Source organism: Mesorhizobium sp. WSM4307, assembly GCF_007003945.1.
GTDB lineage: Bacteria > Pseudomonadota > Alphaproteobacteria > Rhizobiales > Rhizobiaceae > Mesorhizobium.
In genome coordinates, this window is the sequence record NZ_VFTB01000021.1 from 1 (window position 1) to 22711 (window position 22711).

Sequence of the window (22711 nt, forward strand, 5' to 3'; positions counted from 1 at the left end):
GAGCAGAGGGCGCTGCTGGAGGGGATTGCGGGGATGGTAAGGGGTGGGTGAGGGGTGGCGCAGGCTCGGCATTGTCCTTCGAATGTCTCGATAGGGCCGCAAGCGGGTCGGCAGCTTTGAGGTATAAGCAGCCAGAAGCGGACGATGAGGCACGCCGCTTGCCTACCAGTGAACTGACCCAAGGCAGTCAGGCGCAAGTGGATCGGTCCGCGAAGTCTTCAGACAGCTGCCACCGGCATCGCAACCAGGACGGAGCCGCCTTCCACCTTTGCAGGATAGGTTCGCAGATTTATGCAGGGCGGTGGGCGCGTGGCCGCGCCGGTGCGGTAGTCGAAGGCGCCAGCATGTTTGGGGCATTCGACCTCGTAGTCTATGACTAGCCCATCGGCGATATGGACGGCCTCATGCGTGCACAGGCCGTCAGTGCAGAACACCTCGTCGTCGGGCGAGCGGAAGACGGCGTAGGTCCGGCCTTCATGGTCGAAACGTCGGGCACCCTCCTGTTCGATGTCATCGAGGCCGCAAGCCCTGATCCAATTGGTCATTTTTCCCATCCGTAAAATTCGATCGCGGCGCACCTCCGCATAGCCTTCATAGCCGCCCGGAGACCCCGCCTTGGGATCAGTTCTTGGTAGTCGGCGGCGCCACCTGGCCGACCTTGTCGCTGTGGTGAGCGGAAGTACTGACTTCCACACCGTCGCACGCGGCTGTGCGTGCAGATGTCATTTGATGGCCGCCGCGTTGGCACGTGCTTTCTTCTTCTCGTAGCGGGCCTGCATGCGGGCCTCGCCTTCCTTGCTGCCGTCGTGGAAGGTGCCGAACCAGCGGTCGAACGGAATCAGGCCGTCGCCGTAGTTCACCTCGAAATATCTGTGGTGGAGGTAATGGATGTAGGCCTGGCTATCGACGCCGGCGCGTTCGGTAAGCTCGATCTTGTCGAAGCCGACATGGCCAGGAATGGCGCCGAAGCCGGCATAATGGAGCTGGTAGAGCGCCAAGAGCGGGTTCGACGGGATGATCAGGTGCCAGAAAGCGACGCCGAGATAGCCGAGCTGCTCCACCGGGTGCATCGACAGCGACGACCAGGGCGACGGGTTGACTGAATTGTGGTGCACCGAATGCACCCATCTGTAAAGCGGTCCCCAATGGATAGCGCGGTGCAGCAGGAAGAAATGCGTCTCGTGGATCACCGGCACCACCAGCGCCAGCAGGAAGAGGTAAACCGGGTGCTCGGCGAAGGTCAGCCACGGCACGTAGCCATTGGCGTACGCGTAGAGGATCGCCACCTCGATCGCGGTCCAGATCGGCATGCCGGTGCCGAAGGTGCGCAGCATATTGTCGATGTTCTGGTTCTCGAAGAAGAAGGCCCTGTTCTTCTGCTCCGAGGGCCATTTTCCGTTGTATTTGAAGCGGTTGCCCTGGGCTTTCAAAATGTAGAGTCGAAGCTCGAAGGCGCCGAAGAAGACGAGCAGCGCCAGGCAGTTGACGATGAACAGGCGCAGGATCCAGCCGGCGGAGAGCGTCTTCATCACCTCGACGTCGGGCAGCACGAAGCGCCACCATGCCACCGCCGAGACGGCGAAAAGCAGATTATAGGGCAGGAAATAGCTCGGCAGCCATTTCAGCACCGCCAGCGGGCGCGGCGGAAAGACGAACAGCGGCGCGGTGCCGGCCGGTTCGTTCGGAGCCCAGTCGCCTCGCTTGTTGCGCGTGCCGAATTGCAGGTCGTCCATGACGGGCCTCACAGAGACTGAGAGAGGGTGAGTAAGCGGTCATAGGCGGCATCATCCATGTCCACCTGGTGCTTGGCTTCGGGATAGCTGCCTTCGGCGACGTCGCGGGCGAAGGCGCGGAAGGCGCTGATGCGCTTTTCCTGCAGCTCGGCTTCCAGCGTGACGAAGTCGGCATAGCGCTTTGCGTGGCGCGGATAGTGGCCGGTGTGGGTACCCAGCACATCGCAGGAGAACAGGTATTGCGTGTCGCAGGCGCTGCCGCAACTCATGCCCATGGTGATCAGCGGGGTCGAGCGCGTGATGTGATCGGCGAGTCGCACCGGTACGACCTCGACCTCGATGCAGGCGGCGCCCGCATTCTCGAGGTCCTTCGCCGCGCGCAGCACGTTGAGCGCTTCCTCGGCTGTGCGGCCGATGGCGCGGAAATTCGTCCAGGTCGCGCGGTTAGGCACCAGGCCGACGTGGCCGGTGACGGGAATGCCTTCCGCCGCCATTGCCTCAATAAAGCGCGGCGAGTGTGATGAATAGACCGCATCGGCGCCGCGCTTCATCATAGCGAAGCCCAACCGCACGGCCTCCTCAGGCGAGGCGACCGCGCCATGCGGCATGCCGACGGAGAGGAACGCGTAAGGTGCCGCCTGGCGGATGGCTTCCAGATTGTGATCGGGCTCACAGGAGAGGATGACGATATCGCATGCCGCTGCGGCAGCGGCCTCGGCCGGCGTGTCGACATGGAGCTGCAGCCATTTACGGCTGCCTTTGGCGCTCTGCAGGTCGTATGTCGTCAGCCGCCTTGCCACTGGTCATCCTCCCGTTTCGCAAGGGATAGCACCGCGTGCTCGCTGTCGCCGCTTATTCCTTGATCAAATCAGATCAGACGTTTTCGGCCGTGAAGGTGATGAAGCGGATCGGCGGGTTTTCGACGGGCAAGTCATGCAGGTTGAGCGCGGCGAGCACCAGGTCAATGGCGCGGCGCGCCTGCGCTTCTGGCGCCTGGTCGAGCACGACATCCATCGTGCCCTCGCGCAAGGCCTTGGTGCTGCGCTCGGTGAGTTCATGGCCGACGAAGAAGATATCGCGGCCTCTGCCGTGCTTGCGCAGCACCTTGTTCAGCGCGGTGTTGGCGCCGCCGGCGTTGTAGAGGCCGGCAAGGTCGGGCCAGCGCTTCAACGCCTCGTGCAACTGCTCGGCATTACGATCGCCATCGTCAAAGCCGAAAAGGGCCGCGACCGGCTCGAAGTCGCTGCCCTCTTCGATCAGATAATCGAAGAAGCCGCGCACGCGGTCGCGGTGCACGCGGTAGATCTGACTATGGCAGATCGCGATCACCTTGCCCGGCCGCCGCTGCATCTTGGCCATGAGCAGCCCGGCCATGCGGCCAGCGGCGTAATTATCGATGCCGACATAGGTGCTCTTGGTACGGGAGATCTGGGTGACGATCTGCACCGTCGGGATGTTCTCCGCCTCGAGTTTCCGCAAGGCGTCGCTGACCAGCGGATGGTCGGGCACTGCGAGAACGAGCGCCGCGCGGCGCAGATCGGGTTCCAGGATGCGTTTGGCGATCGCCGCCGGCTTCGCCTCGTCGAGAAAGGTACGGTGCACGGCGATCGAGCGATCGAGCGTCGCGGCGATGCGCTCGAAGGCATCGGAAAGACGGGCGAAGAAGGTCGCGTCCGGCCTGACCAGTATCACCTCGATGCGAATGACGCCGCGATGCGCCTCCGGCAGCCGGCGCGGATAATCGAGCGAACGCGCCGCCGCCACCACCTTCTCGACGGTCTGCGGCCGCACTCCGCCCCTGCCGTTCAGGACACGCTCGACCGTGGCCGTGCCAACACCGGCCCGCCGCGCAATCTCAAGGAAGGTGGGCTTAGGAATCTTGATCCTCCGCTGTCCGTACGCCGGAGCCTAGCCGGCTGCACATGCTTTTTCCAAGACATGTGCCTCCCTTCGGCATCGAATGCGCGTGTGCGACCCTCAGCATAGTCAGCCAAAACGTCGGCTTTCGGGGTGCGGTAAGGGCCGCCTCGGTGGCCGACATGAGGCGCAAATCAGCCCTCCAGAGTTCGGGCGGCGATAGTCGACTTTGGATCAGAAGCTCTGCCACATGGCTCCGCTACCGCTCCTCCACGATCCTTAAATAAGCCGCCGTCACGAACAGCACGATCAGTCCGAACAGGATGCGCCTTGCCCCCTCCGGCATCTGCAGGATTGTCAGCAGCGTCGTCAGCACGGTCAGGATGAGCGCGCCGATGATGGTGCCGGTGTAGCCGCCGCGGCCGCCGAAGATGGAGGTGCCGCCGATGACGGCCGCCGCCACCGAGGGCAGGACCAGGGGTTCGGCGAGCGAGAGCGATGGGGCCTTGATCAGGCCGATATAGAGCAGGCCGGTGATGCCGGCGAGCAGGCTCGAGGTGACGTAGAGCGCCGTGATGACCTGCCAGTATTGCACGCCCGACAGGCGCGTCGCGCGCTCATTGTCGCCGACGGCGTAGAGCAGGCGGCCGAAGCCGGTGCGGGCCAGTGTGAAGACGATGAGCACGGCCAGCGGTATGAACAGCAGCAGCGCGTTGGGGAAGCCCCATGTCACGCCGGTGCCGAGCCAGGCGAGGAAGTCGGGGATTTTCGCGCCCGACGCGATCACCGTGCGCTGGTAGACCTGCAGGCAGCCGGTGCCGATCAGGCTGGTGCCCAGCGTCATGATCAGTGGGTGGACGCGGAAGACGCCGACGCCGATGCCGTTGATAAGGCCGATCAACACCGCCGGCATCATCGCCAGCAGGAAGGCGATAACAGGGTCCTGGTTGACGATCTGCGTGGCCATGATGAAGGCGCTCATCGTCGCCACCGTGCCGACCGACAGGTCTATGCCGCCGGTCAGCATGGTCATGGTCTGGCAGCCGGCGAGGATGGCCAGCGGAATGGCGAACTTTATCGTGTTGGCGATCCAGCGCTCGTTGACGATGCCGGGGCGCAGGATCTGCAGGATCACCACCAGGATGACCAGCAGGATGATCAGCGGCACGAGCGGCCGGTCGGCCATGAAGCGTTTCAGGCGGCGGCCGAAGGGGACGGGGGTGATCGCTGACGTGCTCATGGGGTGGGTCCGGTTCGCGATGGGGGAGATGTCCGGCAGGACAGAGGGGGGCGCCGTCGAGCGCTACGCGCTATTTTATGCCCACCCATCACTGCCGCCCTCGCATCGTGATAAACGCGCCGAACATCACGACCGCGACCATGATGGCGCCTTCGATGATGGCGGTGACGTTGGGGTCGATGGCGAGCAGGGTGAGGTCCGTGCGCACCAGCCGCAGCACGAAGACGGCGACGATGGGGCCGAGCAGGCCGCCCTTGCCGCCGCCGAGCGCGACGCCGCCCAGCACCACGGCGGCGACGCTGGCGAGCAGATAGGGGCCGGGGATGGGCGCGCCTATGCCGGTGCTCATGGTCAGCGCCAGGCCGCCAAAGGCGGCGAACAAGCCCGACAGCGCATAGGCGATGATGCGGGTGCGCTTGACCGGCACGCCTGAGCGGAACGCCGCCAGTTCGCTCGAGCCGATGGCGTAGATGGACAGGCCAAGGCGCGAGCGCCTGAGCGGTATCCAGATGACGCAGAGGCAGATGAGCACCAGCAGTGCCTTTGGCAGCCAGGCGTCGATGGCGTCGGGCAGGCCGGGGATCGGCACCGTGCCCGAGATCAGTGCCTTCAGCCATTCGGCGGCGCCGCCGCCCGGCGCGTCGAGCACCAGCAGGGCCGCCCCCTGCAGCACGAACAGCATGGCGAGCGTGACGACGATGTCGGGCACGCGGGTGACGACGATCAACAGGCCGTTGAGCGCGCCGAGGACAAGACCCATGGCCAGCACGAAGGGCACTACGAACAGCGCGTATTCTTCGGAAGCGCCAGCCATCATCGAGGCGGCGGTGACGCTGGTCAGCGCCATCATGGCGGCGACCGACAGGTCGATGCCGCCGGCGATGACCACCACCGTCTGCGCGGCGACGGCGAAGGCATAGGGCAAGACTGCCCGCGCGAGCGAGCCGAAATCGCCGCTGCCATAGCCGGGCTGGATGATCCTGGTGGCGATGAACAGCACGATGAGCAGGGCGAACAGGCCTGACACCCAGCCCTGGCGGCGCAGGAAATGGCTCATGGCTTCGTCCCCAAGGCGTCGGAAGAGGGCGCATCGGAGGCGGTGGGGTCGGCCAATATGCCGATATCGGCCTTGGCGCCGCGCGGCAGGCCGTAGGCGGCGCGCATCAGCGCCGGCTCGTCGGCCTCCTCGACCGGGAAAATGTCGACCAGGCGGCCGCCGAAAATGACGATGACGCGGTCGCAGACGCGCTGCACCTCTTCCAGTTCCGAAGTGTAGAACAGCACCGACTTGCCGTGGCCGGCGAGCTCGCGCAGCAGCTTGTAGATCTCCTGCTTGGTGCCGACATCGATGCCGCGCGTCGGGTCGAAGCACAGGATGGTGCGAGCATCCGCCGCGATCCAGCGGGCGATGGTCACCTTCTGCTGGTTGCCGCCGGACAGGCGCTGCACCTCGCCCTGGGCGCGCGTGTCGATCTGCAGCCGCTCGATGGCCCCGAGCACCTTCGCGCGCTCGCGGCGCATGGGGATAGGTCCCCAATTGCGCAGCGCCGCGCTGAAGGGAAGCGCGATGTTTTCACGCACCGAGCGCTGCATGGCGAGCGCCTCGGAGCGGTCGCCCGGCACATAGGCGATCCCGGCTCTGATGGCGTCGATCGGATGCGAAAACTTCGCCGGCTGACCGTCGACCTCGATCGTGCCGCCCGAGGGGCGGATCGAGCCGGCAAGGGCGGCGAACAATTCGTCCTGGCCCTGGCCTTCGAGCGCCACGACGCCGGCGACCTCGCCATCGCTGAGATCGAAGGAGACGTCGCTGAGCTTGGTGCCGACGCGCAGGTTTCGCACGGCAAGCCGCGGCCGGGCAGGGGCTGATACCGCCTTCTCGGCGGCGCTGCGGGCGGCGACATGGGTCTTGACGATGCGGGTGCCGAGCATCAGCTCGACGATCTTTTCCTCGACGCCCGGCACGATGTCGACGACGCCGACGGTCTCGCCGTCGCGCAGCACGGTGGCGCGGTCGCACAGCGCCGAGATTTCGACGAAGCGGTGCGAGATGAAGATGACGGCGCGGCCGGCATCGCCCTGGCGGCGCACCACTTCCAGCACTTTTTCGGCGAGGTTGGCGGGGAGCGCGGCCGTCATCTCGTCGAGCAGCAGCACGTCGGGCTCGACGGCGAGCGCACGGGCCAGGTCGAGCACGCGCAGCACGGCCAGCGGGATGTCGCGCGCGGTGTCGCGCAGGTCGAGGTCCGCAATACCCAGTTCGCGCACCCAGGCGCGGAACGGCTCGACCGGCGTGCCGGTCAGCCGCAAATTGGAGAGAACGTCGAGATCGGGGATCAGCGACGGCTCCTGGTAGACAGGAAGCAGCCCGGCGCGGCGGGCGGCGGCGGGCGAGCGTATGTCGCGCGCCTCGCCCCGGATCAGGATGCGCCCGGCATTGGCCGATATCGCGCCGGTCAGGATCTTCACCAGTGTCGACTTGCCGGCGCCATTGGCGCCCATCAGCGCGTGCACCTCGCCCGGCAGCACGGAGAGCGACGCGTTGCGAAGTGCGGCAACCGCGCCGTAGTTCTTGGCGACGCCGGAGGCGTCGAGGAGGGGGCTTTGCGGCAACGGGTTTGTTGTCAAGACGTGTTGTTCTCGATCTCTGCGGCGTGCGGCAAGCCGGACGATGTCGGCCGGAACGGCGGTTATCCCTTCTCCCCTTGTGGGAGAAGGTGGCCTCGCGAAGCGAGGTCGGATGAGGGGTGCTCCAGGGAATGCCAGCGTCTCGCTCCGCTGGAGCACCCCTTATCCGTCTCGGCGCAGCGCGCCGATCCACCTTCTCCCGCAAGGGGAGAAGGCAGAAGCGCGTCCGGCCCTTACTCCCCAGGCCCCTTGCAGGCCACGATCTGGTCCTTCGTGTACGTCGTCCAGTCCGGGATCGAGATCGAGACCGGCCATTCGGGGCTGAGCGAGGGGTCGGCGGCGGCCTTCAGCTTGGCCTTGCCTTCCTCGGTGGCGTTTTCCCAGAGCTGCGGCTGCACCAGCACGGTCTGCTGGGCCGGCTTCTTGCCGTCGAGGATCTGCAGCGCCAGCGTTACACCCGCGCCGCCGATCGAGCCGGGGTTGGTGACGGCGGCGCCGACGAGGCCCTTGACCGAGCTCAACTGGCCGACGAAGCCGGCATTGTCGGCACCGACGATCGGCACCAGCGGCGCCTGCGATTCCACCAGCGCGTCGACGATGACGTTGTCGATGCCTGAGGTCCAGATGCCGTTGATCGGCGTTCCCGTCGACAGGAAGGAGAGGATCTGCTGCTTGGCCTGGTCCTGCTGCCAGCCGGTGAAGACTTCCTGCGCCACCTTCACGTCGGGGAATTCGGCCAATGCCTTCTTGAAGCCCTTGTCGCGATCGCTATCGGCCGAAGCGCCGGCGGCGCCGCGCATGTAAAACACTTCGCCCTTGCCGCCCATCTGCTGGAACAGCCATTTGGCGCCGAGATAGGCGTATTCTTCCTGGTTGTTGGAGATGATGTAGGCCGACGGCTCGGTGACCGCCTGGTCGACGGCGACGACGACGATGCCAGCCTTGGTGGCTTCTTCCAGACCCGCCTTGATGCCGGCCGGATCGGCCGGGTTGACGACGATGGCGTCGACTTTGGCGCTGATCAGGTTGCGGATGTCTTCCAACTGGCCGGCGGCATCGGTGTTGCGGTGGGCGATGTTGAGCTTTGCCACCTCGCCGGAGGCCAGCGCCTGCGCCTTCATGGCGCACACCATCTCCTCGCGCCAGCCATTGCCCTGCACGGTGTTGGAAATGCCGATCGTGTATTTGCCGGCGGCCGACGAGACGCCGACCGAGGCCAGCAAGGCAGCGCCCGCAAGCAGCGGGACCATGGTCAGGATTTTCTTCATTTCAGTCTTCCTCCACATTGTTTTTCAGTTTCAGTTCCAAGTCGTTGAACCAAGTCGCTCGGAAAGAGATTCAGGCGGCCCGCTTCAACTCGTTGTCCTCCGCATGTCGTTGCCGACATGCTTCTTCCTCACTTGACCAGGGGACGCAGAACGTCGCGGGCGAGCAGAAAACCGCGCTTCACCTGCTCGTCACCGCCTTCAAACCGCCTGTCCTCGTGTTCGATGATGACCGACCCGTCATAGCCGGCGCGGTAGAGGCCGGAAAAGAAGCCGCTCCAGTCGACATCGCCCAGCCCCGGCATGCGCGGCACCTGCCAGCCTATCCCGGCCGAGAGGATTCCGCGCTCGTACAAACCATCATGATCAATCATCAAATCCTTGGCGTGGACATGCAGCATGTAGGGGCCGAATTCCCTGATGAAGCGGGCCTGGTCGATCATCTGCCAGACCAGGTGCGAAGGGTCGAAATTCATGCCGACATCGCCGCCCCAGCTTTCCAGGATGCGGCGCCAGACCAGTGGCGAATAGGCGATGTTGTGCCCGCCCGGCCACTCGTCATGGCTGAAGATCATCGGGCAGTTCTCGAAGGCGAGCTTGACGCCATGGCCGCGCGCATAAGCGACGATTTCGGGCCAGATTTTCAGCGCGTCCTGCCAGTTGACGTCGACCGTCTTGGCGGCGTCGCCGCCACAGAAAGTGTTGACGACGGGCACGCCCATATTGGCGGCCAGCACGATCACCCTCTTCAGATGGCCAATGACAGCCTCGCGGTGCGCGGCGTCGGGATGCAGCGGATTGGGATAGTAGCCGAGGCCTGAGATGGTCAGGTGCCTTTCCGCCAGCGAGGCGGCGATTTCCTTCGCCTGCGCGGGAGAAGTCGAGGCGGCGTCGATGTGGCTGGTACCGGCATAGCGCCGCGTCGCACCGGAGGTTTTCGGCCAGCAGGCGATTTCCAGCGCCTCGAAGCCGGCGGAGCTGGCCCAGTCGGCGACATCGGCAAGCGGCGTCTCCGCGAAGGGTGCGGTGAGCAGTCCAAGTTTCATCATGCCTCCCCTGATCTCTTCATCGTTTCGCGGAAACGCTGAAGAGATCTTCCTTTGTTTTCGCGCAATTCCGGACGCAAAACCGTTTCACACTTTCCTGGAATTGCTTGTGCCGTGTCTTCACGGCCGATGTTCATAATGCCTATTGTTTGGATCGTTTCAACCTTGCGACCTCATCCTGTTCGAGACTGTGCCGGACAGCCGCCATCGGATCGTCCGAAAGCAGCTCGCCCAGCGCCGAAGTGACGGCCGCGCGAAACGTCTCGTTCGCGGCAAGGCCGCGGTCGAAAATCGTGTCGATGGCGAGGATGGCCGAGGCCAGAGCCGGCGCATCGCGCCCGGTGGCGTCGGCGATCCCGGCAACCTTGCCGGCATAGGGGTCCGATACCGGCCAGCGTTTGCCGAAGCGGTCCGAGGCCTGGATGAGATAGGCCATCCAGCCGGCGACCGGCACCGACAGCAGGCCGATGGTATGGCCCATGGCGAGGCGGTCGCGGATCGGGTTGAGCAGGCGCTGCACGATCTTCTGCGATCCGTCGGTGGCGATCTGGTGGTTGCGGTGGCGGATCGCCGTGTTCTTCAGCCGGCCGAGGCTCTGCTCGACATAGGCCGATGGATCCATGCCGGGCACCGGCATCAGCGTCGGCAGCGTTTCCTCGACCAGCATGCGCCTGACGAAGGTGGACAGCAGCGGGTCGGCGATGGCGTCCGATGTATGCTCCAGCCTGGCCAGCACGCCGAGTGTGGCGAGCGTCGTCTGGGCGCCGTTCAGCACCCGCATCTTGAGATGCTCGAACGGCGTGACATCGTCGACGAAGGTCGCGCCGACCAGGTCCCAGCGCGGCACGCGGCCGGCGAATTTCTGCTCGATCACCCATTGCCGGAACGGCTCGCCGACGGCGACGGCGGCGTCGCGGTAGCCGAACCATTGCTCGACGCTGTCGAGATCGTCCTGCGTCACCGCCGGCGCGATGCGGTCGACCATGGCCGAGGGGAAGGCGGCGTTGAGGGCGATCCAGTCGGCAAGGCCATCGCCCCGCCGTTCGGCAAAGCGCCGCACGACGGTTTCCAGGATGACGCCGTTGGTCGGAATGTTGTCGCAGGAGAGCAGAGTCAGGGGCCGGCCATGCGTGGCCCGGCGCAGTTCCAGCGCCCGCGCGAGGATGCCGGGCACGCTGCGCGGCGCATGAGGGTTGGCGAGATCATGGAGGATGTCGGGATGATCGAGATCGAGCGCGCCGCTCGACGGGATGTGGCAATAGCCTTTCTCCGTCACCGTCATCGTCACCAGGTCGATATCGCGCGAGGACAGCACCGTGAGCGCCGGTGCGGCGCTTGCCTGGCTGTCCACCACCTTCACGATGCTGCCGATGATGCGGGCCTCGATGTGGCTGTTTTCTCGGATCAGCCTTGTATAGAGGCCGCCCTGCCGGCCGAGCGTGTCGGCAAGGGTGGGCGGACGGATGTTGATGCCGACAACGCCCCAGCGGTCGAACTGACGTGCCAGCAGGTCATCGGTGTATTCGGCCTGGTGGCAGCGGTGGAACGCGCCGACGCCGAGATGGGCCATGCCGGGGGCAAGGGTTGTCCGCTCATATCCAGGCGTCCGGACAGCTGCCGGAAGCTGGTCCAGCAAGGCCGGCCCCAGCATTTCCGGCGCTGTCGAAGCGGCGTTCACCGGTTTGCCCCGATCACCGACTGCTCCTGGTCGATCACGGCGCCGGTCATCGGCCCGGCCGCGTCGGACAGCAGGAAGACGGCAAGGTTGGCGATGTCGTCCGGCTCGAGCAGCCTGCCGAAAGGCCGCGCGGCATTGGCGGCGTCGAGCCAGCCCGGGCCATGGCCCAGCGTGTCGGCCTGCATGACGCGTTCGGCCGGCGTGTTGGTCCAGCCGACATTGATGCCGTTGACGCGGATGCGGTCGAAACGGTGGGCGTTGGCCGCGTTCTTGGTCAGCGTCGCCAGCGCACCCTTGGTGGCTGAATAGACGGCGAGTTCGGGGGAGCCGCAATGGGCGTTGATCGACAGGATGTTGACGATGGCGCCGGGCTCCCGGCGCTTCCTCATGTCGGCGATGGCAGCCTGCATCAGGAAGAACGGCGCCCGCGCATTGACGGCGAACAGCGAGGCCCAGTCATCGAGGCTGGCATCGAGGAAAGAAGCGCGGTCGGTCAGCCCGGCCGCGTTGACGAGGCCATCGATGCGGCCGAAGCGGTCAATGCAGGCCTGCGCCAGCAAGGCAGGGGTCTGCGCGTCTCCAAGGTCGGCGGCGACGAAGATGGTCGGCGTGCCGATGGCCGACAGTTCCGCCGCCACGGCTCCGCCGCGTGTGCCGTCGCGTCCGGTGATCAGCAGCCCGCCGGCGCCGGCCCGCGCGAGCGTCTCGGCGATGGCGCGGCCGATGCCTTGCGTCGCGCCGGTGACCAGCACGACCTTGCCTTGGAGATGAAGCTCCATTCCTCCTCCCGGAACAAAGTTTCTATTTTTTAAAATATGGAACGGCAATTCCCGATAGTCAATTGTGCCAGCGGCGCCTCATGCGCCGCGTTTTGCCGCCACGCCTCGGACCAGCGCCATGCCGACCGCCAGCGATGCCGCCAGCGAGCGGAAGCCGGCGAAGTCGGATTCCACAACTTCCAGCCAGCTGTCCGACAAAGCGATCAGTGGGCTGAAGGTGCTGTCCGTGATGGTGACGATGCGGGCCTTTCGTTCATGCGCCACCGCGACCAGGTCGGGCGTGATCGAATTGTAGGGGCTGAAGGAAACGGCCAGCACCGCATCCTGCCTGCCGATGCAGCCGACCTGGTCGAGTGCCGAGGAGCCGACATTGTCGACCAGCACGTTGCGCACGCCTTGCTGCGACAAGGTCAGCGACAGATAGGCGGTGACCGGGAAGGCGCGCTTGGAGCCGATGACATAGATCAGCTCGGCGGCCGCGAGCAGGGCCACCATCTTTTCGAATCTCTCGACGTCGAAGCCCGCCTCGATGCGTCCGAGCGAGGCCTGCGAGGCGCCGACCATGCCGTGCAGGAAATGCATGGCGGCATTCGGCTCCGCCTCGGTGCGCGGCTCGCCGCGCGCTTCCGGCCACGAACCCTTGACGTGCTCCTTGAACAGGCCCTGGAAATCGGAAAAGCCGGAATAGCCGAAGATCTGGGCAAAGCGCACCAGCGTCGAGGGCTGTACGCCGGCCTGCGCGGCCACCTGCGCGATGGTGCCGAGCGCGACATCGCTCGGATGCTGCCACATGAAGATCGCTACCTGGCGCAGCCGCTTGGGAAAATGCACTGTGCCGGAGGAAAGCACCGCACGCAGTTCCTCGTAGGTCTGCGGCTGGGTATAGCCCAACGCCGCCAGCGAGCGCCCGCGCTTGCGCGTCGCCGCCTCGTCGGCAAGAGATCGTCCCGAAGATTTGCCCGCCCCACTCATGATCTCAGGCTAACGTGGCACAATCGTATTACAATACAGAAATTGGAAATTATGTTCGAAAGTGGTAGCCGGGCTTGAGGCTTGGCGCGTCGCCAAGGATCTGCTCGGAGGAGAAAACATGGTCTACGCAACATCGGATGGGTCGGCGGGCAAGCGGCTGAGGGTCGGTATGGTCGGCGGCGGCCGCAATGCCTTCATCGGCGCCGTGCATCGACTGGCCATGCGCCTCGACGACCAGATCGTGCTGGTGGCCGGCGCGCTGTCGTCGGACCCTGAAAATGCCGCCGCCTCGGCCGCCGAGATCGGCATCGCGCCGGAGCGCAGCTATGCCGATTTTCACGCCATGGCGCTGGCGGAAGCCGCCCGGACTGACGGCATCGAGGCGGTCGTCATTGTCACGCCCAACCATCTGCACGCGCCGATCGCCACCGCCTTCCTCGAGGCCGGCATCGACGTTATCTGCGACAAGCCGCTGTCGACCACGCTCGGCGACGCCGAAGCGCTGGTGACGCTGGCGCGCGCCAGAAAACGCCGCTTCGTCGTCACGCTGAACAACACCGGCTACGCCATGGTCCGCCAAGCGCACGAAATGGTGGCGGCGGGCGAACTCGGCCGCATCGTCTCGGTGCATGGCGCCTACATCCAGGACTGGCTGACCAGGCCGATCGACGCCGAAGGGCAGAAGCAGGCGGAGTGGCGCACCGATCCGGCGCGGGCGGGGCAATCGGCGGTGCTGGCCGATATCGGCGTGCATGCCTTCAACCTGGCGAGCTATATCTCAGGCTGCGAGGCCGAGGCGGTGTCGGCGGACCTGTTCACCGCGGTGCCGGGACGCCGGCTCGACGACAATGCGCATGTCATGGTGCGCTGGACCGATGGAGCGCGCGGCACGATCCTGGCCAGCCAGACCTCGCCCGGCCACTACAATGATCTGTCCGTGCGCATCTATGGCGACAAAGCCGGGCTCGAATGGTCGGGCGGCCGGCCGGAGGAACTGCGTTTTTCCGTCTATGGCGAGGAAACCCGCACGCTGGTGCGCGGCGGCTATGGTTCGACCGAAGAAAGCCGGCGCGTGTCGCGCATGCCGGCGGCGCACCCGGAAGGCTATATCGAGGCCTTCGCCAATTTCTACCGCGACGCCGCCGACATCATCCGCGCGCATCGCTCCGGTGGCGTGGTCGATGCCGCGCGCGCGGCGCGGGTGCCGGATGTGGTCGACGGTGCGCGCGGCGTGAAATTCGTCGCCGCGGCGGTGGCGTCGAACGCGGCGGGCGGTGCGTGGACGGCGGCACGGTTTGCGGGGTGACAGCCGATCTCCACACGAGGAGATCGCCAGTTTTGCCACCGGCAATCACCCGGTCCCCAGCCGCTTCGCCAGATCCGACAGCATCGGGCGCTGGCCCTGCAGAATTTTTGGCGCCGCCTCGGGCAGGCTGAACCAGCCGGCCCTGTCGACCTCAGGAAATTCTTTCATCGACCCGGACCTTGGCGGCCATTCCATGGTGAAGCTGTTGCTCTTGATGGCGGCCACATCGATCTCGGTGCTGGCCTCGACCGACCAGGCGATGACGATCTTGCCGCCTGGTTGCTTGTAGTCGCCGAGGCGCGCGAAGGAGCCGTCGACCGTGATGCCGAGCTCTTCCCCGGCCTCGCGTTGCGCCGCCTTCAGTTCGTCCTCGTCCTCGTCGATGAGGCCTTTCGGGATCGACCAGGCGCCTTCATCCTTCCTTGCCCAGAACGGGCCGCCGGGATGAACCAGAAGCACCTGGATATCCCCGTCGCTTCGACGATAAATCAGCAGGCCCGCACTGCGTTTTGCCATTTTTGCATGTCCGTTTGCAGCGCCGGTGCGAGGTTTGCCGATTCTTGAGTCGATCATGCGTGCTGAACTTGCACCGGGAAATTGCGACGCTACGTCAGATGCATCTGCATTGCACCTCGTCTGCGAGTTCGGCAATCTGATAGCATCGTTTTAGGGGCGGCGTCGAAATCAGATGGGGCGTCCGGTATGCAACTCGGTCTGATCGGTTACTACAGCGATTTCGTGGTCTATCCGCTGGCGATCGCCCTGTTGGGCGTGGCCGGGCTGATCGAGGCAGGGGAAGAGAGCGCGCCGGACTGGATCGGCACGGTGCTGATCTGTCTCGGCCTGTGGACGTTGATCGAATACGTCCTGCACCGCTTCGTCCTGCATCACGTCCCCTACATCAGGGATCTGCACGACCGTCATCATATCGAGGAGCGCAGTCCGGTGGGCACGCCGACCTGGCTCAGCCTGGGCGTGCATGCGCTGATCGCGCTGCCCATCTGGCTGCTCTCGGATTTCGCGACCGCCAGCGCGGTCGGCTGCGGGCTGATGCTGGGCTATCTCTGGTACATCAGCGTCCACCACATGATCCATCATTGGCACCCCGCCCATCCCAGCTATCTCTACACGCTCAAGCGCCGCCACGCGGTGCACCACCATATCGACGACAACGCCAATTTCGGCGTGACGTCGCTGTTCTGGGACCGGATTTTCGGCACGGCGCGGCTTTGAGGGCAGTAGGGCGGTCGTTCAGCGCCGCTTGCCGCGGCCGGCGGGAGACTTGGCGCCGCGAGGTCCTGTCAGCACTGGCGTGTTGTGCTGGTTTTCGTCGGACAGTTTGCGCCAGCGGGCCAGGCGGTCCGGATCGAGCGTGCCGGCCTTTAACGCTGCCTGCACCGCGCAGCCCGGTTCATGCACATGCGTGCAGTCGCGGAATTTGCAGAGCGGAGCCAGCTCGGTGATTTCGGCAAACAGCATGTCGATGCCGTAGGCGACGTCGCTGACTTGCAGCGTGCGCATGCCCGGCGTGTCGATCACCCAGCCGCCACCGGTAATGGCGTGCAGCGACCGCGCCGTGGTGGTGTGGCGTCCCTTGGCATCGTGTTCGCGAATGGCTCCGGTCTGCTGCGCCGATCCGGCCAAACTATTGACCAGTGTCGATTTGCCAACGCCGGAGGAACCGATTAGCGCCACCGTCTGCCCCGCGCCGCACCAGGCAGCGAGTGCGCTCGCGGCGCCCGATATGCGCGGGTTCAGCGTCACGACGGCCAATCCGCGCTGCAGCGCGGCGGCCTGGCTTTGGTACGCCTCGGCGTCCTCGGCCGTATCAGCCTTGGTCAGCAGGATCACGGGGGTCGTTCCGGCCTCGTTGGCCAGCGCCAGATAGCGTTCGAGCCGGGCGATGTTGAAATCGGCATTGCAGGACGTGACGATGAACAGCGTGTCGACATTGGCCGCGGCCAGCTGTGGCCCCCTGCCGCCCTGGACGCGGCGCTCCAGAACCGTCTTGCGGGTCAGACGACGCCGCACGAGGTGGCTATGCGGCTCGACCAGCGCCCAGTCGCCGACGGCGTAGTCGCCGGTGGTGGCCTGCGGCGCCAGGGACAGATCGGTTTGTCCCGTCTGGGACAAGCCGCTCAGCCGGTCTCGATGCACCATGGCAATGCGGGTCGGGATGAGGTCTGCATCGCCCGGCTCGAGCTGGTCGCCGAAGAACTCCGACCATCCAAGGCCGGCAAGCGATAGGGATGGGGCGGAAGAGGAGGCCGTCACGGCTTCGACCGAGGGCATGGCGTCGCTGACATCGGACAGTATCCTCGGGAAAGATAGGAGAGGCGCCGACCCCTCGGAACGGGCGATCCGCCCACGCCGCTGTATGGGCGGCACGGCGAGGTTTGGCAAGCGTTGCCGGTTGTCGCGGCAGCCCGGTGAAGATAGATTTGTGTCGGGCCTGAAGCTGGGGGTGCGCCGGGAATGCTTCTGCCATTCTTGCATTGGCCTGCAACTCTTCGCCACGGCAGGCTGAAATACCTGGCTCTTTTCGCGCCATTCATCCTCTTGTCCGGCTACATCGCCTACGGCTTTGTCGGCATCCAGATTGACTCGCCGCTCGCCGCCTTAAGGCACTTTGCCGCGTTCCCCAACTGTGCTGCCGCCCGCGCCGTCGGGCTTGCCCCCGCGCGCAAGGGACAGCCGGGCTATTGGCCGACGCATGATGCCGACAGGGACGGTATCGCCTGTGAACCTTGGCATGGGGGAAGCGGTAGCGGCGTCAGAGTGCATCGCTATTCGCGGACAGGCAGATAGCTCACAATTCCTTTTCCGCCAGTTCCCTGAACTCGTCGGGCACGGAGCGTGCCGCTTCCAGCGCCACCGTGCCGTAGCCGACGGCCTGCTTGCCGAAGCGTTCGCGGATCTTGTCGATGGCGCGGTCGGCGCCGAAGCGGGCGAGGCCTTTTTTGCTGCCGGGGCGGCGCTTCTCGTCGGCCAGGCCAAGCGGCAGGTCGAGCTGCAGCTCCGCGCTCTCCTCCAGGTGCGAGACCGAGATCGCCAGCAGCGAGATGGTCTTTTCGCGTGGATGGTCGCCGAGCACGCCGCGCACCAGGTCGCCGGCAATCTCGGCCAGCATGGTGGTCGCCGAGATCGGCTGGTCGAGCGTGATCGAGCGCGTGACGGCGCTGAGATCGGCAAAGCGCACGCGCACCGTCACCGTGCGGCCCGGCCGCGCCTTGGCGCGCAGCCGGCTGGCGACGCGGTCGGCCAGATGCAGCAAGGTGGGCACGATCACCGGCGCCACGGCGGGTTTCTGGCCAAGGGCGGATTGCGCGCCGGCCGAATGCGCCCGGCGCCTGGTCTCCAGTTTCCTCGGGTCGCGGTTCCATGACAGAGCGGCGAGCTTTTCGCCGGCGGCGGGACCAAGCAGCCGCGTCAGCGCGCCGCTATGCGTTCTGGCCAGCTCGCCGATGGTCTCGACGCCGATTTCCGCCAGCCTTGCCTTGGTCGCCGGACCGACGCCCCACATCAGCGAGACCGGCAGGTCGTGCAGGAAGGCCAGCTCGGTGCCGGGATCGACGACCACCAGCCCGTCGGGCTTGGCGACCTGCGAGGCGATCTTGGCCAGATGCTTGGTGCGGGCGACGCCGATGGAAATCGGCAGGCCGAGTTCGGCCCGCACGCGGCGGCGGATCGCCGTGGCGATCTCCCGCGGTTGCCCGAACAGATGCGTGCAGCCTGCGACATCGGCGAAGGCCTCGTCGATGGAGATGCGCTCGACCACCGGCGTGAAATCGTCGAGCACCTTGATCGCCGCATCCCCCAGCCGCTGGTAGTGGCTGAAATTGCCGCCGACGAAGATCAGTTGCGGGCAAAGCTCGCGCGCCTTGCGCCCCGGCATGCCGCCGCGCACGCCGAAGGCGCGCGCTTCATAGGAGGCGGCGAGCACCACGCCGCCGCCGACCGCGATCGGCTTGCCGCGCAGCGACGGGTCGAGCAGCTGCTCGACCGAGGCATAGAAAGCATCGAGATCGGCATGCAGGATGGTGGCTGTCGTTTCCATCCGGCTGCATATCCACGTTTGCTGATGGACCGGAACAAATAGAGAACATAACATGTACATCTGTCAAGCGTCATGTCCGCGCCCGGCTGCATCGCCTGTGCTCTTCCCGCGAAAATGGCACAGCCAATGTCGGGTCGCGGTTTTCAACAACGTCCTAGAGACGGGCAAACGGGCCTGTCAGCATGGCTGAATGCGGAAGGAGCACGACATGACCGATCACATCATCGCGCCTTACTCGGACTGGTTTGAAGCGCACAAATCGCATCTCGCAAAAGAGAAGGCGCTGACGCGCCAGCGTCAACAACTCGCGGCGGAGCGGCGCGCACTGCCGTGGCTGCGCATCGACAAGCTCTACGAGTTCGACACGACCCAGGGGAGGAAATCGCTGGCCGATCTCTTCGAGGGTCGCAGCCAGTTGATCATTTATCACTTCATGTTTCCGCCCAATGCGGACTATCGCTGCACTGGCTGTTCATTCCTTTGCGACCATATCGACGCCGCCAACCAGCATCTCAGGCATCACGACGTCTCCCTGGTCGTCTGCGCGCGCGCTCCTCTGGCCGAGCTCATGGATTTCAAGGCGCGGATGAATTGGCAGTTCGATTGGGTTTCGTCATTCGGCAGCGATTTCAATTTCGACTTCCAGGTGTCGTTCACCGAGGACCAGATCAAAGCGGGCAAGGTGCTGTTCAATTTCGAAGAGGTCGCGATGAAAGGCAGGGATCGCGGTGGCGCGACCGTTTTCTACAGGGATGACGATGGCACGATCTACTGCACTTTCCAGGTGCGGAGCCGGGGCGGCGAGAACCTGATCGGGACTTATAGCTATCTCGACCTCACACCCATCGGCCGCAATGAAAACGGGCCATCGCATACGCTGGGCGATTGGGTCCGCCTTCACGACGAGTATGATGGTCGATGATGAACCGATATCGCCGCGCCGTTAAGCCCCGCCTCGGCCTTGCGGCGTCCATCAAGAGCTTCGGCGATCATGTGTTGGCCAGATGCTCGGCCCGCAACGTCGCCTTCATCCGTTCCAGCGCCGGTTCGCCGCCGGCCGCCAGTTCGTCGGCGATGCGGGCGAGCTGATCGTCGGCCTTGCGGTGCTTGCTGCCCCAGGCGCCGAGCGCGGCCAGCACCGGCAACAGGTCGATGCCGGCTTCCGTCAGCCGGTAGATCGCCTTCAGCCCGTGGCTCGGATCGTCGCTGCGGGTGAGGATGCCTTCGTCCTGGAGCGTCTGCAGCCGCTCGGCCAGCGTGCGCGAGGAGATGCCTTCATCCGATTGCAGGAATTCGCGAAAATGCCTTTTCCCGGCGAAGACCAGGTCGCGGATGATGAGCAGCGTCCAGCGATCGCCAAGCAGTTCCAGCGACAGGCTGATCGGGCAGCCGGACCTTTCGCGCGTCGACATGCCTATGGTTCCATTTTTAAATCACTTTACTCTTGACATCGTTTTTGCCTCGCGTCAATGGTTCCAAAAGTAAAGCAATTCCTTTGAGCGGAACAAATGAGGAGACGATGAAGAAGCTCATCTTGCAGATGCAGATGTCGGTCGACGGTTTTGTCGGGGCGAACGAGGACCATCGCTGGCAGCTCTGGGAATGGGGCGACGACATCGGCTGGGACGAAGAGCTGAAGCGCGATTTCAACACCGTCTTCGCCGGCATCGACACCATCCTGCTCAGCCGCAAGATGGCCGAGGAGGGCTATCTCAGCCATTGGGGCAATGCGGCGAAGAGGTTTCCGCGCGATCCCTTCTACGCCTTCGCCCAGCGCATCGTGGAGGCCCTGAAGGTGGTGCCGAGCGACAGGCTGAAAACCTCGCGATGGGAGCGCACGACGGTGGTGAGCGGCGACCTGCCGCGGGAGGTCAACGCGCTGAAGGCGGGCGAGGGGGCTGATATCGCCGTCTTCGGCGGCGCCGGCTTCGCCTCGTCGCTGATCGCCGCCGGGCTGGTCGACGAGTTCCAGCTGTTCATCAATCCGGCCGTGCTGGGCGCCGGCCGCCGCATCTTCGACCAGGGCGGTTTTCGTAACCTCCGGCTGCTCGGCTCGAAAGCCTATGCCTGCGGCATGGTGGTCAACCGCTACGCCCCGGCGCAGTGAGTGGAGCACGGCGAAGGTTCCTGTCAAAAAACCGTTTGGGCAGAATCCTTTGCCCTCGTCTCTTCGTCTTCAAGGTGCGGTCGCCGGCGTGGCGGCCGCCTCAATCCCAGACGGAGATGACGATGATCCTGGTGACAGGCGCCACGGGGCTGAACGGCAAGGCGATCATGCGCGAGTTCGCGCGGCAAGGGCATGAGGTGAGGGCGCTGGTGCGCGATCCCGACCGGGCGTCGGCGGCAGGGCTCGGCGGACTTGCCGGCGTCGAACTGGTCGCGGGCGACATGCGCCGGGCGGAAACGCTGGGCGCGGCACTTGATGACATCGACCGCGTGCTGATGATTTCGACCGCGGCCGACGACATGACGGAAACGCAGTGCCGCTTCATCGATTCCTGCAGGCAGGCCGGTGTCGCGCATGTGGTGAAGTTCTCGGGCGCCGAATCCAACATCGGCTACGACGCGACGAAGTTCCGCTTCACCCGCATGCATGAGGAGGTCGAGCGCTATCTGGAAGGGGCCGGCATGGCATGGACGCATCTGCGCCCCAGCCAGTTCATGCAGGTGTACCTGCGCGACGCGCCGACCATTGCCGCCGAGGGCGCATTCCATCTCGCGCTCGGCGAGACCGAACTGTCGCCGGTCGATGTCGAGGATATCGCCAAGGTGGCCTTCCGGCTGCTGCGCGATGGTGGCCATGAAGGCGAGAGCCTCGATATGACCGGGCCGCAGGCGCTGACGATGAGCGATATCGCCGTGCTCATATCGCAGGCGATCGGCAAGCCGGTTCGCTATGTCGACGTCAGCCCCGCAGAGCGGCGGCGCAACCTGCTGGCCAGCGGCGTTCCGGCCGGCTTCGCCGATGCGCTGGACGAACAACTGGCCGAGCGGTTGCGACGGCCGAAATCGCGGGTGCACCTGGCGACGCACGACATGTTCGGCGTGCGGCCGACGCCATTCCTTGAATTTGCCCAACGCCACGCCGCGATGTTTCGGGGTGAGGGCTAGCCGGGGCGGAAAATCGTCCGCGGCGACGTATCCTTTTTGTCGGCCCATTCGTCTTTGCTTCTCGAAAGGTCGCGCGGTCCGCGATCCGTAACCAGGAGACCATCATGGCGAGCATCGAGAGCGAGGCAAACAGGAACCACTACGCGGCGATCGCCGCCAATGCCGGCAAAATGGGTCCGCAGGCGTTCGTCGAGTTCAACGATGCCAGTTGGACGGCGCTGACCGGAGAACCCGGCGGCGTCGACTATATCGAGGTGGATGCCGGCGGCGTGCCTGCGTTGTGGGCTGTGCCGAAGGGCGCCGACGAGCGGCGCGTGCTGTTTTATGCGCATGGCGGCGGCTTCGTCGGCGGCTCGATCTACACCCATCGCAAGCTGGTCGGCCATCTGGCCAAGGCCGTCGGCTGCCGGGCCTTGCTCTATGGCTATCCGCTGGCCAGCCAGGCCAAGTATCCGGCCCAGCTCGATGCGGCGATGGCCGCCTGGAACTGGCTCATCGACCAGGGCTTCGACACCAGGCGGATCGTGCTTGCCGCGGATTCCTGCGGCGCGGTGCTGACCTATGGCGTCCTGCAGCGGTTGCGCGCGCAAGGGCGGCCGCTGCCGGCCGCCACGCTGATCATCTCCGGCTGGTTCGACATGGCGCTGACCGCTGCCAGCTATGAAACCAACCGCGAAAAGGATCCTTTCTTCGCCAAGGGCGGCGTCGACTGGCTGGTGACCAACTTCATCGGCGACCGCGACCGGCTGGATCCGGAGGTCAGCCCGCTCTATGCCGATTTGAGCGGCTTTCCGCCCGTCTTCCTGCAGGCCGGCGCCGATGAGACGCTGGTCGACGAAAGCCGCATGTTCGCCGAGCGCGCGCGGCAGGCTGGCGTCGAGACGCGGCTCGACGTCTTCGACGACATGCTGCATTCCTTCCAGATGATGGCCGGCCGGGCGCCGGAAGCCGACGACGCGATCGGCCGCCTCGCCGCCTGGGTGCGGCCGAGGTTGGGGTTGCCGGCTGCCGGGAAGACCGGCGAAAAGGCGGCGTGAGC

At 65.3% G+C, this 22711-nt stretch carries 23 protein-coding genes; 7 read left to right on the forward strand and 16 right to left on the reverse strand.

Features of this window, described 5'->3' with window-relative positions:
• Nucleotides 1–218 precede the first annotated feature (218 nt).
• From FJV83_RS34160 to FJV83_RS34215, 12 genes are all read right to left on the reverse strand, one after another.
• Nucleotides 219–545 (reverse strand): MocE family 2Fe-2S type ferredoxin, encoded by a 327-nt coding sequence (locus FJV83_RS34160; RefSeq protein ID WP_095776197.1) that lies wholly within the window; start codon nucleotides 543–545, stop codon nucleotides 219–221.
• A gap of 177 nt (nucleotides 546–722) precedes the next feature.
• Entirely contained in the window at nucleotides 723–1733 is a 1011-nt protein-coding gene (locus tag FJV83_RS34165) for a sterol desaturase family protein (protein ID WP_095787814.1), read from the reverse strand.
• An 8-nt stretch (nucleotides 1734–1741) separates the two neighbouring features.
• Nucleotides 1742–2533 (reverse strand): 3-methyl-2-oxobutanoate hydroxymethyltransferase, encoded by a 792-nt coding sequence (locus FJV83_RS34170; protein WP_142886730.1) that lies wholly within the window; start codon nucleotides 2531–2533, stop codon nucleotides 1742–1744.
• A 73-nt stretch (nucleotides 2534–2606) separates the two neighbouring features.
• Entirely contained in the window at nucleotides 2607–3611 is a 1005-nt protein-coding gene (locus tag FJV83_RS34175; protein ID WP_095776194.1) for a LacI family DNA-binding transcriptional regulator, read from the reverse strand.
• Nucleotides 3612–3849: 238 nt separating this feature from the next.
• Nucleotides 3850–4830, reverse strand: coding sequence for an ABC transporter permease (locus FJV83_RS34180; protein WP_095787594.1), 981 nt, complete (start codon nucleotides 4828–4830; stop codon nucleotides 3850–3852).
• Nucleotides 4831–4918: 88 nt separating this feature from the next.
• The gene (locus FJV83_RS34185; RefSeq protein WP_095787595.1) at nucleotides 4919–5887 is read right to left on the reverse strand and encodes an ABC transporter permease; all 969 of its coding nucleotides are present in this window, start codon (nucleotides 5885–5887) and stop codon (nucleotides 4919–4921) included.
• Nucleotides 5884–7443, reverse strand: a complete 1560-nt coding sequence (locus FJV83_RS34190; RefSeq protein ID WP_142886739.1) for a sugar ABC transporter ATP-binding protein — start codon at nucleotides 7441–7443, stop codon at nucleotides 5884–5886. The genes FJV83_RS34185 and FJV83_RS34190 overlap by 4 nt, the downstream gene beginning before the upstream one ends.
• Before the next feature lie 248 nt (nucleotides 7444–7691).
• Nucleotides 7692–8726 (reverse strand): ABC transporter substrate-binding protein, encoded by a 1035-nt coding sequence (locus FJV83_RS34195; protein WP_044548142.1) that lies wholly within the window; start codon nucleotides 8724–8726, stop codon nucleotides 7692–7694.
• 128 nt (nucleotides 8727–8854) lie between these two features.
• Nucleotides 8855–9772, reverse strand: coding sequence for a sugar phosphate isomerase/epimerase (locus FJV83_RS34200; RefSeq protein ID WP_246691953.1), 918 nt, complete (start codon nucleotides 9770–9772; stop codon nucleotides 8855–8857).
• 139 nt (nucleotides 9773–9911) lie between these two features.
• Entirely contained in the window at nucleotides 9912–11447 is a 1536-nt protein-coding gene (locus FJV83_RS34205; RefSeq protein ID WP_142886729.1) for a mannitol dehydrogenase family protein, read from the reverse strand.
• On the reverse strand, nucleotides 11444–12226 hold the full coding sequence (locus FJV83_RS34210) for an SDR family oxidoreductase (protein WP_142886728.1): 783 nt from the start codon (nucleotides 12224–12226) through the stop codon (nucleotides 11444–11446). Before FJV83_RS34210 ends, FJV83_RS34205 begins: the two co-directional genes overlap by 4 nt.
• A gap of 78 nt (nucleotides 12227–12304) precedes the next feature.
• A complete protein-coding gene (locus FJV83_RS34215) occupies nucleotides 12305–13198 on the reverse strand; it encodes a MurR/RpiR family transcriptional regulator (RefSeq protein WP_142886727.1) in 894 nt (297 codons plus the stop codon).
• Nucleotides 13199–13316: 118 nt separating this feature from the next.
• On the opposite strand from FJV83_RS34215, the gene FJV83_RS34220 reads away from it, so the two are divergent.
• Nucleotides 13317–14504: a Gfo/Idh/MocA family oxidoreductase gene (locus FJV83_RS34220; RefSeq protein ID WP_142886726.1), complete on the forward strand. Its 1188-nt coding sequence runs from the start codon at nucleotides 13317–13319 to the stop codon at nucleotides 14502–14504.
• Nucleotides 14505–14549: 45 nt separating this feature from the next.
• Here FJV83_RS34220 and FJV83_RS34225 read toward each other — a convergent pair whose 3' ends face one another.
• Nucleotides 14550–15020, reverse strand: a complete 471-nt coding sequence (locus tag FJV83_RS34225; protein ID WP_142886725.1) for an NUDIX domain-containing protein — start codon at nucleotides 15018–15020, stop codon at nucleotides 14550–14552.
• Nucleotides 15021–15206: 186 nt separating this feature from the next.
• Between FJV83_RS34225 and FJV83_RS34230 the strand changes: the two genes are divergently transcribed.
• Nucleotides 15207–15737 carry a sterol desaturase family protein gene (locus tag FJV83_RS34230; protein WP_095776186.1) on the forward strand — a complete coding sequence of 177 codons (531 nt, stop codon included), beginning with the start codon at nucleotides 15207–15209 and terminating at the stop codon, nucleotides 15735–15737.
• Nucleotides 15738–15755: 18 nt separating this feature from the next.
• On the opposite strand, the gene rsgA is transcribed toward FJV83_RS34230, so the two are convergent.
• Nucleotides 15756–16796, reverse strand: a complete 1041-nt coding sequence (gene rsgA / locus FJV83_RS34235; RefSeq protein WP_142886724.1) for a ribosome small subunit-dependent GTPase A — start codon at nucleotides 16794–16796, stop codon at nucleotides 15756–15758.
• Nucleotides 16797–16979: 183 nt separating this feature from the next.
• Here rsgA and FJV83_RS34240 point away from each other — a divergent pair, with 183 nt between their 5' ends.
• Entirely contained in the window at nucleotides 16980–17312 is a 333-nt protein-coding gene (locus FJV83_RS34240) for an excalibur calcium-binding domain-containing protein (protein WP_095776188.1), read from the forward strand.
• Between the two features lies 1 nt (nucleotide 17313).
• Here FJV83_RS34240 and dinB read toward each other — a convergent pair whose 3' ends face one another.
• Nucleotides 17314–18561: a DNA polymerase IV gene (gene dinB, locus FJV83_RS34245; protein ID WP_142886723.1), complete on the reverse strand. Its 1248-nt coding sequence runs from the start codon at nucleotides 18559–18561 to the stop codon at nucleotides 17314–17316.
• A 208-nt stretch (nucleotides 18562–18769) separates the two neighbouring features.
• Here dinB and FJV83_RS34250 point away from each other — a divergent pair, with 208 nt between their 5' ends.
• Nucleotides 18770–19483, forward strand: coding sequence for a thioredoxin family protein (locus tag FJV83_RS34250; protein ID WP_179300935.1), 714 nt, complete (start codon nucleotides 18770–18772; stop codon nucleotides 19481–19483).
• 67 nt (nucleotides 19484–19550) lie between these two features.
• Here FJV83_RS34250 and FJV83_RS34255 read toward each other — a convergent pair whose 3' ends face one another.
• Nucleotides 19551–19973: a helix-turn-helix domain-containing protein gene (locus FJV83_RS34255; RefSeq protein ID WP_095773744.1), complete on the reverse strand. Its 423-nt coding sequence runs from the start codon at nucleotides 19971–19973 to the stop codon at nucleotides 19551–19553.
• A 107-nt stretch (nucleotides 19974–20080) separates the two neighbouring features.
• Between FJV83_RS34255 and FJV83_RS34260 the strand changes: the two genes are divergently transcribed.
• The 3 genes from FJV83_RS34260 (at nucleotide 20081) to FJV83_RS34270 (ending at nucleotide 22709) form a co-directional block, all read left to right on the forward strand.
• Entirely contained in the window at nucleotides 20081–20668 is a 588-nt protein-coding gene (locus FJV83_RS34260; protein ID WP_095790689.1) for a dihydrofolate reductase family protein, read from the forward strand.
• 122 nt (nucleotides 20669–20790) lie between these two features.
• A complete protein-coding gene (locus FJV83_RS34265) occupies nucleotides 20791–21672 on the forward strand; it encodes an SDR family oxidoreductase (protein ID WP_095774006.1) in 882 nt (293 codons plus the stop codon).
• A 104-nt stretch (nucleotides 21673–21776) separates the two neighbouring features.
• The gene (locus FJV83_RS34270; protein WP_095787606.1) at nucleotides 21777–22709 is read left to right on the forward strand and encodes an alpha/beta hydrolase; all 933 of its coding nucleotides are present in this window, start codon (nucleotides 21777–21779) and stop codon (nucleotides 22707–22709) included.
• The last annotated feature ends 2 nt before the right edge of the window (nucleotides 22710–22711 follow it).